This window comes from Fervidobacterium gondwanense DSM 13020 (genome assembly GCF_900143265.1).
In the GTDB taxonomy this organism is placed as follows: Bacteria; Thermotogota; Thermotogae; order Thermotogales; family Fervidobacteriaceae; genus Fervidobacterium; species Fervidobacterium gondwanense.
On the sequence record NZ_FRDJ01000001.1, the window covers coordinates 200,871 to 216,559 of the forward strand.

Annotated in this window: 15 protein-coding genes; 8 read left to right on the forward strand and 7 right to left on the reverse strand. The window is 42.6% G+C overall.

Going from position 1 to position 15,689, the window contains the following annotated elements:
- Positions 1-284: 284 nt before the first annotated feature.
- The 8 genes from mgtE to BUA11_RS00945 are packed head-to-tail and all read left to right on the forward strand — an operon-like array spanning position 285 to position 8,788.
- Positions 285-1,631, forward strand: a complete 1,347-nt coding sequence (gene mgtE, locus BUA11_RS00910; RefSeq protein ID WP_072757352.1) for a magnesium transporter — start codon at positions 285-287, stop codon at positions 1,629-1,631.
- Between the two features lie 30 nt (positions 1,632-1,661).
- Positions 1,662-2,012: a hypothetical protein gene (locus BUA11_RS00915; RefSeq protein WP_072757355.1), complete on the forward strand. Its 351-nt coding sequence runs from the start codon at positions 1,662-1,664 to the stop codon at positions 2,010-2,012.
- A 3-nt stretch (positions 2,013-2,015) separates the two neighbouring features.
- Entirely contained in the window at positions 2,016-4,793 is a 2,778-nt protein-coding gene (gene uvrA / locus BUA11_RS00920; RefSeq protein ID WP_072757357.1) for an excinuclease ABC subunit UvrA, read from the forward strand.
- On the forward strand, positions 4,790-5,377 hold the full coding sequence (gene rdgB / locus BUA11_RS00925; protein WP_072757359.1) for an RdgB/HAM1 family non-canonical purine NTP pyrophosphatase: 588 nt from the start codon (positions 4,790-4,792) through the stop codon (positions 5,375-5,377). The genes uvrA and rdgB overlap by 4 nt, the downstream gene beginning before the upstream one ends.
- Positions 5,370-6,560: an imidazolonepropionase gene (gene hutI, locus BUA11_RS00930; RefSeq protein ID WP_245789411.1), complete on the forward strand. Its 1,191-nt coding sequence runs from the start codon at positions 5,370-5,372 to the stop codon at positions 6,558-6,560. The genes rdgB and hutI overlap by 8 nt, the downstream gene beginning before the upstream one ends.
- Positions 6,557-6,961, forward strand: coding sequence for a NusG domain II-containing protein (locus BUA11_RS00935; protein ID WP_245789413.1), 405 nt, complete (start codon positions 6,557-6,559; stop codon positions 6,959-6,961). The genes hutI and BUA11_RS00935 overlap by 4 nt, the downstream gene beginning before the upstream one ends.
- Before the next feature lie 11 nt (positions 6,962-6,972).
- Complete coding sequence (locus BUA11_RS00940) at positions 6,973-7,434, forward strand: Gx transporter family protein (RefSeq protein ID WP_072757360.1); 462 nt, start codon at positions 6,973-6,975, stop codon at positions 7,432-7,434.
- A gap of 40 nt (positions 7,435-7,474) precedes the next feature.
- Positions 7,475-8,788, forward strand: coding sequence for a GH1 family beta-glucosidase (locus BUA11_RS00945; RefSeq protein ID WP_084634305.1), 1,314 nt, complete (start codon positions 7,475-7,477; stop codon positions 8,786-8,788).
- A gap of 44 nt (positions 8,789-8,832) precedes the next feature.
- On the opposite strand, the gene fliY is transcribed toward BUA11_RS00945, so the two are convergent.
- The 7 genes from fliY to BUA11_RS00980 are packed head-to-tail and all read right to left on the reverse strand — an operon-like array spanning position 8,833 to position 15,689.
- A complete protein-coding gene (gene fliY, locus BUA11_RS00950; protein ID WP_072757363.1) occupies positions 8,833-9,906 on the reverse strand; it encodes a flagellar motor switch phosphatase FliY in 1,074 nt (357 codons plus the stop codon).
- Complete coding sequence (fliM, locus tag BUA11_RS00955; RefSeq protein WP_072757365.1) at positions 9,903-10,892, reverse strand: flagellar motor switch protein FliM; 990 nt, start codon at positions 10,890-10,892, stop codon at positions 9,903-9,905. The genes fliY and fliM overlap by 4 nt, the downstream gene beginning before the upstream one ends.
- Positions 10,893-10,935: 43 nt before the next feature.
- Complete coding sequence (locus BUA11_RS00960; RefSeq protein ID WP_072757367.1) at positions 10,936-11,460, reverse strand: flagellar basal body-associated FliL family protein; 525 nt, start codon at positions 11,458-11,460, stop codon at positions 10,936-10,938.
- A gap of 19 nt (positions 11,461-11,479) precedes the next feature.
- The gene (locus tag BUA11_RS00965) at positions 11,480-12,352 is read right to left on the reverse strand and encodes an OmpA/MotB family protein (RefSeq protein WP_072757369.1); all 873 of its coding nucleotides are present in this window, start codon (positions 12,350-12,352) and stop codon (positions 11,480-11,482) included.
- A complete protein-coding gene (locus BUA11_RS00970) occupies positions 12,352-13,140 on the reverse strand; it encodes a motility protein A (RefSeq protein ID WP_072757371.1) in 789 nt (262 codons plus the stop codon). The genes BUA11_RS00965 and BUA11_RS00970 overlap by 1 nt, the downstream gene beginning before the upstream one ends.
- Positions 13,140-13,343 (reverse strand): flagellar FlbD family protein, encoded by a 204-nt coding sequence (locus tag BUA11_RS00975; RefSeq protein ID WP_072757373.1) that lies wholly within the window; start codon positions 13,341-13,343, stop codon positions 13,140-13,142. Before BUA11_RS00975 ends, BUA11_RS00970 begins: the two co-directional genes overlap by 1 nt.
- A gap of 36 nt (positions 13,344-13,379) precedes the next feature.
- Positions 13,380-15,689, reverse strand: a complete 2,310-nt coding sequence (locus tag BUA11_RS00980; protein WP_072757375.1) for a flagellar hook-basal body complex protein — start codon at positions 15,687-15,689, stop codon at positions 13,380-13,382.

The following is a 15,689-nucleotide window of genomic DNA, read 5'->3' on the forward strand; positions in this document are numbered from 1 at the left end:
TTTCACTTATTGTCACTGAAATAGTTGGATGTCGGAATTATGTTGTAGATGTCCACAAAATTATACATTTGTTTACAGAAAATTCATTGATAAAAAGTTCTAAGTAAAGCATTATTTTGATATAATTAAGTTGCAATAATTCTTCCATTTGTTTGACCACCAGAACAGCTTTATAACCGCAAAAAAACTGTATATGAAGGAAGGTGATTCTCTGTGGAATATCCGAGTTATTCCAGTAACAAGCCACCATAAACCAACAAATCTATAAGGAGGAGGTACTCACGATGAAGGTCAAACTACAGGTAGACCTCAGGAAACTCATCGAACGCGGCGATTTTCGCACCCTCAAGATGCTACTGGAAGACCAGGACGCCAATGTAGTTTACGAGATGATAGAAGAACTGCAGACATCGGAAAAGGCGATTGTCTTCCGCTTACTTCACAAAGAGTTAGCAGCGGAGGTCTTTTCCAAACTTGAGCCCGATGAACAAATTGAACTTATCAGAATGCTCACCGACGACGAGATTAAGTCCCTCTTTAAGAACATGGATCCCGCCGATAGAGCCGACTTGTTAGACGAGTTGCCCGCTGATGTTGTTACTAAACTGCTTTCTTTCTTGCCAAAGAGCGAGAGGGAACAGACAATAGAAGTACTGAATTACCCTGAAAATTCCGCAGGGCGTTTGATGTCGCCTTATTTTGTGTACGTGACAAAGACGATGACAGTCGAAGAGGCTCTGACTAAGGTGCGCAAGTTTGGAAAAGATGCTGAGACTATTTACACTATTTTCGTGGTCGAAGAGGATAGAACTCTGCTTGGGACTCTCCAGCTTGAGGATTTGATCTTTAGTGATCCAGATACTCCGATCGAAGAAATCTACTCGCCGGATCCCGTTTATGTCAAGACGACAACAGACCAAGAAGAGGTTGCAACAATTATGAAAAAATACGACCTCAACGCAATAGCTGTCGTCGATAACGATTTGAGGCTTGTGGGTATCGTAACAGTCGACGATATAGTTGACATCATAGATGAAGAAGCAACTGAGGATATTCACAAGATGGCCGGTATGAGCGCTATTCAAACATCTTATTTTCACACGCCAATATTAGTGTTTATTAAGAACAGGCTACCGTGGCTGATTGGATTGTTACTACTGCAGAGCGTAAGCGCTTTTATTATCCACAAATTCGAGAGTGTTTTGGCTGCGATACCTATCATCGCCGCGTTCATGACCACGATGGTAGATGCTGGCGGAAATGCTGGTAGTCAAAGTAGTACGCTCATTATAAGAAGCATGACGCTTGGAGATGTCGATCTGAAAGATTGGTTCAAGGTTTTTGTGAGGGAACTCATAATCGGCTTAATTATAGGCGGTGTCTTGGGTGTCGTTTTGTTCGTTCGAGGTCTTTTGATTTCAAATAATCTCTTAGTTAATCTCTCAGCTGGTATATCGATATTGCTCGTCATAATCTTTGCTAACGTTATCGGAGCTATGTTGCCGTTTCTTGGAAGGCTCATGAGGATAGACCCAGCAGTTATGGCAGGTCCACTGATTACCACAATCGCAGACCTTGGGGGTATATTGATTTACTTCTTGACTGTTAGCGCTATAGTCAACATTAAATAATATTCATAAGCTCTTACTGGGGGGAGCTGTATGGAACGTGAAGAGATTGAAAAGAAACTTCTGGAATCAATTGGAAAATTTGAAGAACACATCGAAAGGTATGAAAAGGAAATCGAGCAGTTGAACAACAAGCTCGAAAGGTTTGAAAGCGAACTTGACGATACATGGAATACTTTTCGAACGATCTTTTTAACATTGGTCATAATGTTCGTGATAGCAGCGATCACTTGGTTTTTCCCGTTCCAAGCCCGTGCGTACGGTTATCTTTCAACCGATGATGTGCAAAGAAAATTGGTAGCTCTAAGTGTAGAAGTACTGCTATTCGGTATTTTAATATTGTTAATGCTGGGTTCGGCACTTTCAAGGAGGTTTAGAAGATAGTAGATGGATAAATTGATAGTTAAGGGTGCAAGAGTACACAATTTAAAGAATATAGATGTTGTGATTCCAAAGAACAAGCTCGTTGTAATTACCGGGCTTTCCGGTTCTGGCAAGAGCTCTTTGGCAATGGATACCATCTTTATAGAAGGACAAAGGCGATATTTGGAGAGTCTATCAACGTACGCGAGGCAGTTCATAGGCGAATTGAAAAAGCCAGACGTTGATAGCATTGAAGGGCTTTCTCCAACAATTGCGATAGACCAAAAGAGCGTATCTCACAACCCGAGGTCGACAGTTGGAACCGTAACAGAGATATACGATTATCTGAGGGTACTCTACGCACAAATTGGAGTACCTCATTGTCCAAATTGCGGTAGTGAGCTTCAAAAGATGTCTGTTGATGAGATAGTTTCGCATGTTGTTAAGCATTTTCAAGGCAAGAGAGTGCTGATACTGTCTCCAATCGCTCGAGAAAAGAAGGGGACTTTTAAGGAAGAATTCGAAAGCTTCCTCAACAGAGGGTTCACACGCGTAGAGGTAGACGGGCAAGTTTACAGGCTCGAGGAGGTACCCGAGCTCAATAAAAACGTCAGGCACAATGTGAGTCTTGTGATAGATAGAATTGAAGTTTCAGGAGAAGACACACATAGGCTATTTCAATCGATCGAGCTTGCGTTAAAAGAGGGAAATGGCTTTGTTTTGGTTAGATCCGAAAGCGATGAGCATCTGTATTCTGAGAAACTTTCATGTCTTTCTTGCGGATTTTCGATGCCGGAGATCAATCCAAAGCTCTTTTCTTTTAACGCTCCATACGGAGCGTGTCCTGACTGTCACGGGCTCGGTTTTAAGCTTGAGGTCGATGAGGATTCTCTATTCGAAGAGGAACTTCCAATCATTCAGGGTTTGAGGATCGGCCACAAAGCTGATGGATGGCTACCCAGAAGGCTGGAACGCATCGTCAGAGAATACGGCGGAAATGTGGATAAACCCTTCTTTGAACAGCCATTAGAGGTTAAAGAGGCTGTGCTTTACGGCACTGAATATTTCGAAGGAATCGTTAGACTTGTTAAAGAGAGGTATGAAGAGTACACATCTGAAGAGATGCGCGAGTGGATCGTTGACAATTTCTTCGTTGAGCGCACTTGCCAGACGTGCAAAGGCAAAAGGCTTAGAAGGGAAGCGTTGAGCGTTACAATCGATAACTTAAGCATTATCGATTTCACCGAACTGCCGATATCAAAAGAGCTAAAAATAATCAGGAATCTGCCTGAAAAAATTACGCCAAAGCAGTATGAGGCAATAAGGGAACTATTACAAGAAATCGAAAAGCGCCTTGATTTCCTTGAACGCGTAGGACTTGGGTATCTTAGTCTTTCGAGAAATGTGAGAACTCTTTCAGGTGGTGAGGCGCAGAGGATAAGGCTCGCGACACAGATAGGCTCAAAGTTAACCGGAGTGATATACGTTTTGGACGAACCAACAATCGGGTTGCATCAAAGAGATAATAGTAAATTGATTTCAATGCTTAAAGAATTGCGGGACCTTGGCAACACGGTTATAGTTGTGGAGCACGATGAGGAAGTAATAGAGAGTGCAGACTATATTGTCGACATAGGTCCGAGAGCTGGTGTGAACGGCGGAAATGTCGTGTTCCAAGGTCCTGTCACGGAGATATTGAAGAGTGAAAGTTCGTTGACCGGCAAGTATCTTTCTGGAAGGTTGAAGATAGAGGTTCCAAAGGAAAGGCGGAGAGGAAACGGTAATCACATACGCATAGTAGGGGCAAGGCACAACAATTTGAAAGATTTGACCGTCGAGTTCCCGCTCGGAACTTTCATCTGCGTGACTGGGGTGAGCGGTTCTGGGAAGAGCTCTTTGATAATCGATACGCTTTACCCAGCAATCTCCAATAAGCTCCACAGGACAAGGCACGAGGTTGGAGAACACGACAGGATAGAAGGGCTCGAGAATATAGATAAGATTATTGCGATAGACCAGTCGCCAATCGGCAGAACCCCTCGCAGCAACCCAGCAACATACACGAAGGTTTTCGACGCTATAAGAGAGCTTTTCGCGATGACACCAGAGGCAAAAGCAAGAGGATACGATAAAGGACGGTTCAGTTTCAACGTTAAAGGTGGCAGGTGCGAGGCTTGTACAGGTCAGGGCGTTGTGAAGATCGAGATGATGTTCCTGCCCGAAGTTTACGTTGAATGTGAAGTTTGTAAAGGCAAAAGATACAATTCGGAAACACTTGAGGTCACGTATAAGGGAAAGAACATCGCAGATGTCCTCGATATGACAGTCGAAGAGGCACTCGAGTTCTTCAAGAACATACCCACAATAAAAGACACACTACAGGTGCTTTATGATGTGGGACTCGGATATATCAAACTCGGACAGCCTGCTACAACTCTCTCCGGTGGTGAGGCGCAGCGCGTTAAGCTCGCTTCTGAGTTGAGGAAGAAAGCGACTGGAAGAACGCTTTATATATTGGACGAACCAACAGTTGGGCTACACTTTGAAGATGTCAAAAGGCTCATTGAGGTTCTAAATAGGCTCGTTGATAAAGGAAACACCGTAATTGTTATCGAGCATAATCTTGACGTAATAAAGTCTGCTGATTATATAATCGACCTCGGACCTGAGGGTGGAGATGCTGGCGGCTATTTAGTAGCGTCAGGCACGCCCGAAGAGGTCGCGAAAGTCCAGAATTCTTGGACTGGGCTTTACTTGAAAAAGATTTTGAATTCTGCGAAGATGGGGGAAGAGGCTTCATGATAATCTACGTAGCATCGAAAAACGCACATAAGGTTCTTGAAATCAAGCAGATAGCACCTGAGTTTGTAACGTTGGAACCTATCAACACAGAGCTCGATGTTGAAGAAACAGGGGAGACTTTTACAGAGAATTCCATTATAAAGGCGCTTGATTACGGAAAGGAAATACGCAAGCCAGTGATAGCTGATGACTCCGGGCTTTCAATAGATGTACTCGGCGGTTTTCCCGGCGTGATGAGTGCACGATACATGGAAGGTGCACCCTATACTGAGAAAATGGAGAGTATTCTACAACTGATGAGAAATTACGACGACAGGCACGCAAGGTTTGTTTGTAGCGCCACATATTTTAATCCTGAAACAAATTTTCTTCTTTCCGTTGAGGGTTACGTAGAGGGTACGATAGCATATGAGATACGCGGAGATAAAGGTTTTGGATACGACCCTATTTTCATACCAAACGGGTACGATAAGACATTCGGAGAGTTGGGGGAAGAGGTTAAGAATGTTATTTCCCATAGAAGTAGAGCTTTCAAGAAATTGTTTAGTCTGCTCTTGAAAATAGGAGAGATTAAGTATGAATAGCATGTTTGTAATACATGCCGAGCGAATTCTAACCCCTTCATCGCCCGGTCCAGTTAGAGGAAATAATATGATGAAGATTTCGGAGTTCTTCGATAGTGATATAGTTATCGAAGATGGCGTGATCGCGGATATTCGAAAGCACAAGTCTGCAGATGTGAAAGCCAACCTTGTAACCCCTGGTCTTTTCGATGCGCATACGCATATTCCGTTCGTTGGTTCACGCTCGAAGGAGTTCTACATGCGCTCAAGGGGAAAGACATACATGGAGATTCTTCAAGCCGGCGGAGGGATCCACTACACGTCTTCTCTTGTTAAAAATGCAAGCCTCGAAGTACTTGTTGAAATTTCCAAGGATTTTGTAAGAAAATTCACTGAACACGGGGTTGTTGGTATAGAGTGCAAGAGCGGATACGGGCTTGATAAGGAAAATGAGATAAAGCAGTTAAAAGCGATAAAATTGTTGAGAGATGTTGTGCCTAACAAATTGTCAGGAACTTTCTTAGGATTGCACGCAAGACCAAAGAATATACCTATCGATGAATATATAGACGAAATGAAAGCGTTGTTAAAGTACATAAAAGAAAATTCGCTTGCTGAAAGCGTTGATGCATTCTGCGATAAAGACGTGTTTCTGCCAGATGAAATCGAAGATTTTCTTTTGTACGCGAAGTCAGTTGGTTTGAAAATAAGATTACATGCAGACGAGATAGAGAATGTCGGAGCCACGAAGCTCGGTGTTAAAGTCGGAGCTGTTAGCGTTGACCATGTTTTGAAGATAGGCAGCGAAGATATATATGTGCTCTCGAATTCAGACACAGTTGCTACGCTTATGCCTTCAACGAGTTTCTATCTCGGTGAGAGCTATGCGCCGGCAAGAGATTTAATCAGTGCAGGTGCCGGTATAGCTCTGGGATCAGATTTCAACCCAGGGTCATCGCCGATATATATGCCAAGTTTCGTGATGCACCTTGCGATAAGGTTCTTGAGGATGGAGCCTGAGGAAGTATTGAACGCGTATACTGTTAATTCTGCATACGTGGTTGGTTACAAATCTGGACTGATTGCACCAAACTATCCAGCCGATTTGGTTATTTGGAAGACCAGCGAGTTTTTGGACATACCATACATGTGGCAGGAGAATTTCGTAGAACATGTTTTAATCAACGGAAGGATGGTAGCTTGAGAACAAAGAGCCGCAGCAGACCGTTTTTCTCAAAAACAGATTTTTTGATAATCGCTATGCTATTAATCTTTTCAACCACTGGATATATGTTTTCAAAGTATGCGGAAAAGTCAGTTGGTTTTTCCAAAAGTGTTGTTGTTCGAATTAGCGGTGAAGAGGTGTATAAGTTTTCCAAGCCTGGCGAGTGGAAGATTTACAATAAGAGCGGCAAGTATGTAACAACGCTTCATTTCGACGGTGAGAAGGTCTGGGTTACAGATTCAGATTGTCCTGATAAGATTTGTGAAAAGACTGGGAAGGTTGGACCGGGAGGTAGTATCATTTGCGTGCCGAACAGAACGATAATAGAATTCGAAAAGTCAAAATTCCAGAAGGATCTAATAGACACAGAAAGCTGGTAATTTTCTCCTTAATGGTGGCTCTGAGCAGTGTGGTGTACGTAGTGGAGAGCGTTATTCCATTTCCTGTTCCGGGCGGCAAGTGGGGATTTTCCAACTTTCTTGTTTTATACCTTTCGGCATTTTCAACGCTTTCAGATGCCGTTCTGCTTGCGGTTTCAAAATCACTACTCGGCTCTGTTCTGTCCGGTAGTATTTTTACACCCGGTTTTTTCATGGGATTCTTTGGTAGCATCACAGCAGCTTTAGTGCAGAGCGTTCTCTCAAGACTGACACCATTTAGTGTGCTTGGTTTAAGCATTGTCGGGATGGTAACGAATAATCTAGTACAGTTCTTAGTTGGGAGTGTCTTGATAGGTTCGAGGGCGATATATGTGCTGTTGCCGTTAGTGCTGGTACTCGGAACGTTTTCTGCGGTAGCTAATGCATACCTCGCAGTGCAAACAAGTAAGATTGTCGATAATAGGTTCAGTTAATATTTCAAAATACAATATTGCAGAGGGGGGAATAAGTATGATAAAGAGATCCGATTTTCCGAAAAATTTTGTTTTTGGAACCGCAACGGCTGCTTATCAGATAGAGGGGGCAGCAAACGAGGATGGAAAAGGTCCTTCGATTTGGGATATTTTTTCGCATACCCCGGGCAAGATCATGACTGGTGAAAACGGGGATGTTGCCTGCGATCACTATCATCGTTTTAAAGAAGATGTCCAGTTAATGAAAGAGATAGGTTTAGACGCGTACAGGTTTTCAATCTCGTGGCCCCGAGTCATGCCCGACGGGAAAAACATCAACCAAAAAGGTGTGGATTTTTACAACAGGTTAGTCGACGAGTTGCTTGAACATGACATAACCCCGTTCATAACACTGTACCACTGGGATTTGCCATACGCACTGTACGAAAAAGGCGGATGGCTAAATTCAGACATCGCAATGTACTTCCGCGCCTACGCGACTTTCATGTTCAACGAACTCGGAGATAGAGTTAAACACTGGATAACTCTCAACGAGCCATGGTGCTCTTCGTTCCTTGGATATTTCACCGGCGAACACGCTCCCGGGCATAAAAATCTTCAAGAAGCGATTGTAGCAGCTCACAATTTATTGAGATCACACGGTCACGCTGTCCAATCTTTCAGAGAAGAGGTAAAAGATGGAACTATCGGACTTACTAACGTCGTTATGAAAGTAGAACCCGGCGATTCAAGGCCAGAGAGTTTCCTCGCAGCTTCGCTAGTCGACAAGTTTGTAAACGCTTGGTTCCATGACCCTGTTGTCTTTGGAAAGTATCCCGAAGAAGCCGTCAAGGTTTATCAGGAACGAGGGCTTCAGGTAATGGAAAACGACATGGACATTATATCTACTCCTATTGATTTCTTCGGTGTAAATTACTACACGAGAACGCTTGTCGTATTTGATACAACTAATCCGTTGGGATTTTCGTACGTCCAAGGCGACTTGCCGAAGACCGAGATGGGCTGGGAGATTTATCCGCAAGGCTTATTTGATATGCTTGTCACACTGAAAGAAAGATACAGATTACCTCTTTATATAACAGAAAACGGAATGGCTGGACCAGATAAGATAGAAAATGGAAAGGTAAAAGATACCTACAGAATTGAATATTTAGAAAAACATTTTGAGAAGGCATTGGAAGCGATAAACGCAGGAGTGAATTTGAAAGGTTATTTCATCTGGTCTTTGATGGATAACTTCGAATGGGCTTATGGGTATTCGAAACGCTTCGGAATAATATACGTCGATTACAACACGCAGAAACGTATTTTGAAAGACTCTGCGTACTGGTTGAAAGATTTCCTCATATCGTAAACCAAAAGAGCCCCATTAGGGGCTCTTTTCATATTTTTCATTTCTCATTTCAGTCCGTACAACCTCTCTTTTGGGCTGACTATCTCTGTTATCCTTACGCCGAAGTTTTCGTCGATAACAACAACCTCACCACGTGCGATAAGTTTGTTATTCACATATATGTCAACCGGTTCACCTGTGAGTTTATCAAGCTCGATAAGTGAGCCGATTCCAAGTTCCATGACTTCTTTGAGTGTTAATTTTGTTCTGCCAAGCTCAACTGTTACATTGAGCGGTACATCGAAAAGCAGCTGCAACCTTTCATCTATAACTTGCGGTTTTTCTGCCTCTTCTGCTCTTCCAAAGTCTTCAAATTGCACTGGCCTTGCAGCAACCGTTGGTTGTTCCCTCCTTGGTTGAGCAAATGTCTGAGCTTGTGCTGAGGCTTGTCTTTGGGTTTCAACTTTTTGTTTAGATTTTTCAGGTTGTTGCGTCGCACCAAAGATCATATCGTACAATTTTCTGACAAACGGGATAGGCATTGCCATGAAAAATCTTGCTTCTTTCAGTCCTTCTATCGTCATGGTAAAGGTTGCCTTTGCAACTTTATCACTTTCATTTCCAATTGGTGGAAATTTGATGTTTTCGTCGTCAAAATTCATTATTTCAGTATTTGGTGGCGTGATGCTTACGGGTTCCTTAATCATGTCAGAAAGTGAAGTCGCGGCTGAGCCCATCATCTGATTCATCGCTTCACCAACCGCACTCAATTTAAATTCATCGAGTTCCTCATTTTCTACTTGCCCGACGCCACCCATCATGATGTCTGCTATTTCTGCAGCCAGTATTTTTTCTAGAACTAATGCATTCAGCCCTTCAACACTTCCTTCAAAGTGAATTGTAACGCAAACTTTTTCCCCTCTGATTTCGTTTCTAAGTTCTCTTAGTGTTTTTACTTCAACTTCTGGCGTGGAAATATCAACTTTTCTTCCCAATATATTCGATAAAGCAGTAGCACCGGCACCGAGGATTATATTTCCAACCTCGCCAACCATGTCTTTTTCTATGTCTGTAAGAGCTTCAACTTGTCCAAGCAGCGCGTCTAATTCTTCTTGGCTCAAAAAATCGTTTCCCATCATTCTTCTTCACCTTCCTCGATTACCTCGGTAACTTTAACAGCATAATTCCCCTTATACTGTCCTGGTTTGCCGAGGAATTTCGTTCTTCCGTTGATTTCAACGCGAATTGGATCCGTGTAGTGTTCTCTAAGCCTTATGACGTCGCCAACTTCCAAAGTTAGCACTTCACCAAGTGTCAATGTAGTTTCACCTATTACAGCGATAACTTCGAGTTTTGTCTTTTGCAGGTTTTCTTTTAAATTATCTATATGTTCTTTCGTAATTTCTTTCTGCTTGATTTTAAACCAGCTCTGCGTTGTGAGTTTCTCACCAATCGGTTCAATAACCGATGATGGCCAGCAGATGCTCATGTACCCTTCAACTTTTCCAAAATTGACGAAGAATGTTATCGCCAAAACCATCTCGTTACTCGGTACAATCTGGACAAACTGCGGGTTGGTTTCCGTTGATTCGACAACCGGAATAAATGGGTGAATGGAGATCCAGGCTTGAGACAGTGAAGTAAGTATATTTACAATCTCCTTTTTGATTATTCCCGTTTCTATTTCAGTTGGCACACGTTTAACATCGGCAACTTCTCCAGGTCCTCCGAGAAGAACATCCAGAATGCCGTAGAATATCTCAAGGCTCATGTTAAATATGGCGCTACCGACAAATTCACGTGCTGTATATATCGTTATGAACGACGGATTGCTTATGGATTTCATGTATTCATCGTACGTGAGCTGATCGATACCAACAACGTTTACGGATGTAAACGACCTCAATTTTCCAGAAAGATATGTCGAGACACTTCTGGCAAAGTTCTCGTGAATCATCTGAACAGTTCTTATCTGCTCTTTTGAGAATTTTTGAGGACGCAAAAAATCATACGTGCGAACCTTTTTCTCTTCGCCCTCTTTCTTTACTTCTTCTATATTCACTTCTCCTTGAGAAAGCGCAGATAATAACCTATCTATTTCCTCTTGGCTAAGAACATCGGACAAGGTTTTTTCCTCCCGATAAGTCGTATAGTTTTTGAGATGTTCATCACTGGACAGTACTTATCGCTTTTATGTATATATATACATTAAGTACTCCTAACTTCTCTTTTTCGCCAGTAAAACCCGTAATTTGATTAACAGCTTCCCTTATTTGCTTTTTCAAAAGATCTAATCCCGCCGGGGTAACTAAATCGAATCGTTCTTTACTCAAGAATATGGTACTTAAAGCATCCATTATTTCGTCATTTTTCTCACCGACAGCTGCCCTACACGGCTCGCTGCCGACAAGCAATGTTAGTGAGTCTACAACAACAACATCACGCCCACCTTTAAGCATGAAGGTTTGGTATTTTCCAGCGGTTATAACAACCGCTTTAATCTGTGTAGGTGCGGCTTGCTCAGCTTGTTGTTGTTCTTCTTGGCTTGGTTGCTTATTTGATCCCAAAACAAAGAAAACTGCCAAACTTACAACCAAAGATATGACAAGTGGAATTGCCACTAATTTTATTATGTTAAATAACCCGCCTTTCTTTTTTCCACCTTGCTCTTGTTGTTCCATTTCTTCAGGCATCTTTTCTTCCTCCCTTTTATCAACTACCCCTTGTTTCTCGTTTAATTACTATTTCTATCTTTCGATATCTGGCTCTGGTGTTTTCGACATCTCTGTTATACTTTGACGTTAGTTCTGACCGTTTTGTTTGATATTCTTCCGTAGATATTTTACCACTTTCGTAGTCACTTTGAAGTTTTGAAATATCGTAATCGTAATTAGCTTTAATAGATTTCAATTCTTTGTTGACATCAACGTCGCCTCTTCCAATTGGGACAAACCTGTCTGGCGAGTAAAAGTAGTCTATATCAAATAGTCCAGAACGAACCTCTGCATATCTTAAGACGTATCTTTTTTGCTTCAGTTCAGTGAGCATGAAGTTAACAACACTCGATGCTCTGGCGCTGCTAAGGTGCCAGTTGGATGGATATATCGAGTCTGGTGTCGTGGGTCTATCGTCGGCATATCCTCTAACTTCAATTATGTTCGAAGTATACTCAAGTATCACCGCTCCGAGTTTCTCTATTATCTCTTTCGCCTCAGCAGTGAGTTTAGCACTCCCTGTTTCGAAAATCTTGAAGTTTGTTAATGTAATGAACGTCCCCTCGTCACGCTCTTCAATTGTTACCTTTCCTTTGTATTCTTCGGAAATCCTGAGTAACTCTTGGTATACGCCGGGTTTTTGAGATATGAGCGCCTCTTCGCTAACAGTTTGACCACCTGTTAATACGCTGGGCGGGTTGCCGCTCAGAGCTAATGTTAAACCCACAACAATCTGTTGAAACTTACCTGGGCTTATGCTCGACATCGCAAATAGCAAAACGAAAAATGTCAGTAACAACGTGACCATGTCGCCATATGTATTGAGCCATTCAGGGACGGACTTGCAAACACACTTTTCCTTTTTAGCCATTATGCACCAGCCCCTTGAATCTGGGCTTCGTATTTCACTTTTTCTGCACTTGGTAAGTAAGACTTGAGCTTTTCTTCGAGCACTCTTGGGTTTTCACCAGCTTGTATGGATATTACACCTTCAAGTATCATGCGTTTAGATAATTCCAAATCTGCCGCTCTTTTTGCAATTTTTTCTGCAATTGGAATTCCAACGATGTTCGCAAGAATTGAACCATACAATGTTGTTATGAGAGCAACTGCCATTGACGGTCCAAGTGTTTCAGGACTGTTCAAGCTCTTCAACATCTGGATCAAACCAACGAGCGTTCCGATCATACCGAATGCCGGTCCAAATGTACCGAGTGAGTCGAAGAAACCTTTCTGGTCCATCATCTCAGCAGTGGCCATGTCTATTTCAATCTCCATCATAGTTCTCAATACTTCTGGCTCTGTACCGTCCACAACAAGTTGTACAGCTTTTTTGAAGAAAGGATCCTGGATTTCTTCTAAATTCGCTTCAAGTGAGAGTAAACCTTCTCTTCTCGCTTTTTCAGAGAATGAAACGAGTGTACGAAGATTTCCGACGTAATCGATCTTCGGTTCTTTTATCGCACCCATTATAACCTTGACTATACCAAAAACAACGTTTTTCTTGTTTGCCGTTATTGCCGAGGATAGCGCCCCACCGACTGTAATGACCAAAGATGGTATGTTAATGAACGTCGCAAAGTCGCCTTGACCACTTATTATACCGTAAACCATCATTCCGAAACCAACGACAACACCTAAAATAACAGTTATGTCCACTATTCATCACCTACCAAAGGTGGTAAGAATACTTTTTTCTTGTATTCCATGATCCTGTTCACCACTTCTTGAACTGGTTCGAGAACGATGTACTTTCTACCGTTGTACAACGTTATCGTTGTGTCAGGATTCGCCTCAATTTTTTCTATGTATTCGGCATTGAGGTAGAACTCTTTCCCGTTCATCCCAGTTACTTTTATCAATTATCTCACCTCGAATTTCGCGTGAAGTTCACACTATTATCTTCTGAGGTTCACCACTTCTTGGAGTATTTGGTCCGCTGTTGTTATCGTTCTCGCGTTCGCTTGGAAACCTCTCTGTGCAATAATCAATTTCGTAAATTCTTCCGAAAGGTCAACGTTAGACATCTCAAGCGCACCTGCGACAAGCGAACCAAATCCGCCTTTTCCTGGTTGTCCAATGCGCATCGTTCCGCTGTTTGCACTTTCACCGTACAGCGAGTTGCCAAGTTCAAGTAAACCAGCTGGGTTGTTGAATGTAGCAAGTGCTACCTTTCCAAGCACGTCAACAAGCCCGTTTGTGAATGAACCTATGATGTCGCCATTTTCTGATATGGAGAACGACTCAAGAACACCCTGCGCATTCCCATCTTGCGATTTTACAAATGCATCTGCCAATGCGGCAAATTGTGTCATGCTGTTTAGGTCTAACTTTATCTTAACTATACCATCACCATTTTCACCTGCGTTGAAAAGAATTGCATCTATGTTCTCGCCTTCCGAAATCTCTCCAGTTGCCGGGTCAAACGAATTGACGCCAAGCAACCTTCCAGTCTTGTCGAATCTCAATACCCCGAAGCTGCCATTTGTTATTTCTGTCGCCGTATCATAATTAGATAGGTATTTGATGTTTTCACCGGAAGCGCTTCTGATTCTAAATGCCCAGGCATTCTCATGTTCACCATAAACGGAGGCAAGTTTTACAAAATCAATGTATAGCGTGTACGGATTTCCAAGAGAGTCGTAAACCTGGGTTGATGTCGTGTAGAAGGGTGATTTAAACGATACAACAGAGAAGTTCGTCGGGTTGTCCGCTTCGTAGAACCTCGGCTCGCCAGATCCCGGGATTGTCACCAAATCAACTTTCGATGGCTGGTAAATTTCGTCGATGTATGAATTTCCGTTCACGAGGTTTGAGTCGTATATTGTGTTATCCCCATTTGTAAGCAGTACGTTATACGTACCTATCGAATCGCCCGTAACAGAGTCTCTAAGCACTCTTACCACACCGTATTTTCCCTGCGTGTATTCGAAGGAAACTTTTCCATTAGCTCCATCTTGAACCGCAGTAACTATTTCTGACCCAAATGTCTTTCCGTTTATTTCAATCCTTATCCTGTACTGCCTTCCAGCAACGAGAGATGCGTCAGATAGGCTCTGAGTACCGGCAGAGTTTATGTCAGCTGAAAGGCCTGTCGATGTTCCATCTAAATTTTCTATGTAGTACCTTACTGTATAATTTCTTGTGATTTGGCCATTAACTGTTGATGCAACGTTGGAAGAATCGAATTCCAAACCGATCGGGGCAACCTCTTGCGTTGAAGCTGCGATTTCAACTGTATAAGTCTGTCCGTTGATGAGTTTTTCAGATGTGATTGCTTCAGTTACCGCACCGTTCAGAACGTTTCTCGAAAGCGTATCAACAATCTTTCCCGAGCTGTCCCTGATTATGAAAAGGTAATTTCCATCCTGCTGTTGAATTGGATCTGTTAGGGAGATGGCGCCACTTGATGCCGTACCAGTGAGTTTCTGCTTTATAGCGCCGGCGTTAACAATATTGCCAAATTTGTCAAACTTCATGTATATCTTTCCATCTATTTTATCGTCTATATTAGCATCTATCTTACCCTGGTAAATCTGGTAGTCACTAAACGTATCTTCAAGCCCTCCAAAGTCCCTCTCAAACGTTACCTTAGTATTGATAGTTCTGCCTCCATAACCATTTATAGCAATCACAAATTTTTCAGGTCCGACGCGCGCATCGAGGTTTCCAGCAAGTGACATGCGAGATGTTTGTTTCGCTGGCATGCTCAAACCAGAAGATATCTGGATGCTATCAATTGGTTTGTTTGTATCAACAAACCTTCTGCCAGACATCGGATCTACTTCCGCTATCCAACCTTGGAGTTTCAAACCAGTCGTCGGCTGGACTATAGTACCGTTTAAGTCAAGATCAAAGTTGCCAGCTCTTGTGTAGAAGTATCTCTGACCATTCGAAAGGATGAAGAAACCTTCACCTTGGATAGCAAGGTCCGTCTTCTTACCTGTGTTCTGGAAACTTCCTTGATTCATTATTTTGTCTATCGATGCGACCCTTATACCGTAACCAATCTGCTTTGGGTTCGTACCACCAGTGCTGTCTGACGCCCTTCTTGACATATCGAGAATCTGAGAGAAGTTCGTCGCGTAGGTTACCCTTGCACCTTTAAAACCTATCGTGTTCACGTTGGCAATGTTGTTGCTAACAACGTCTATTTCCTGTTGAAATCCCTGAAGTCCAGAAACACCGCTGTAAAGTGACCTCATCAT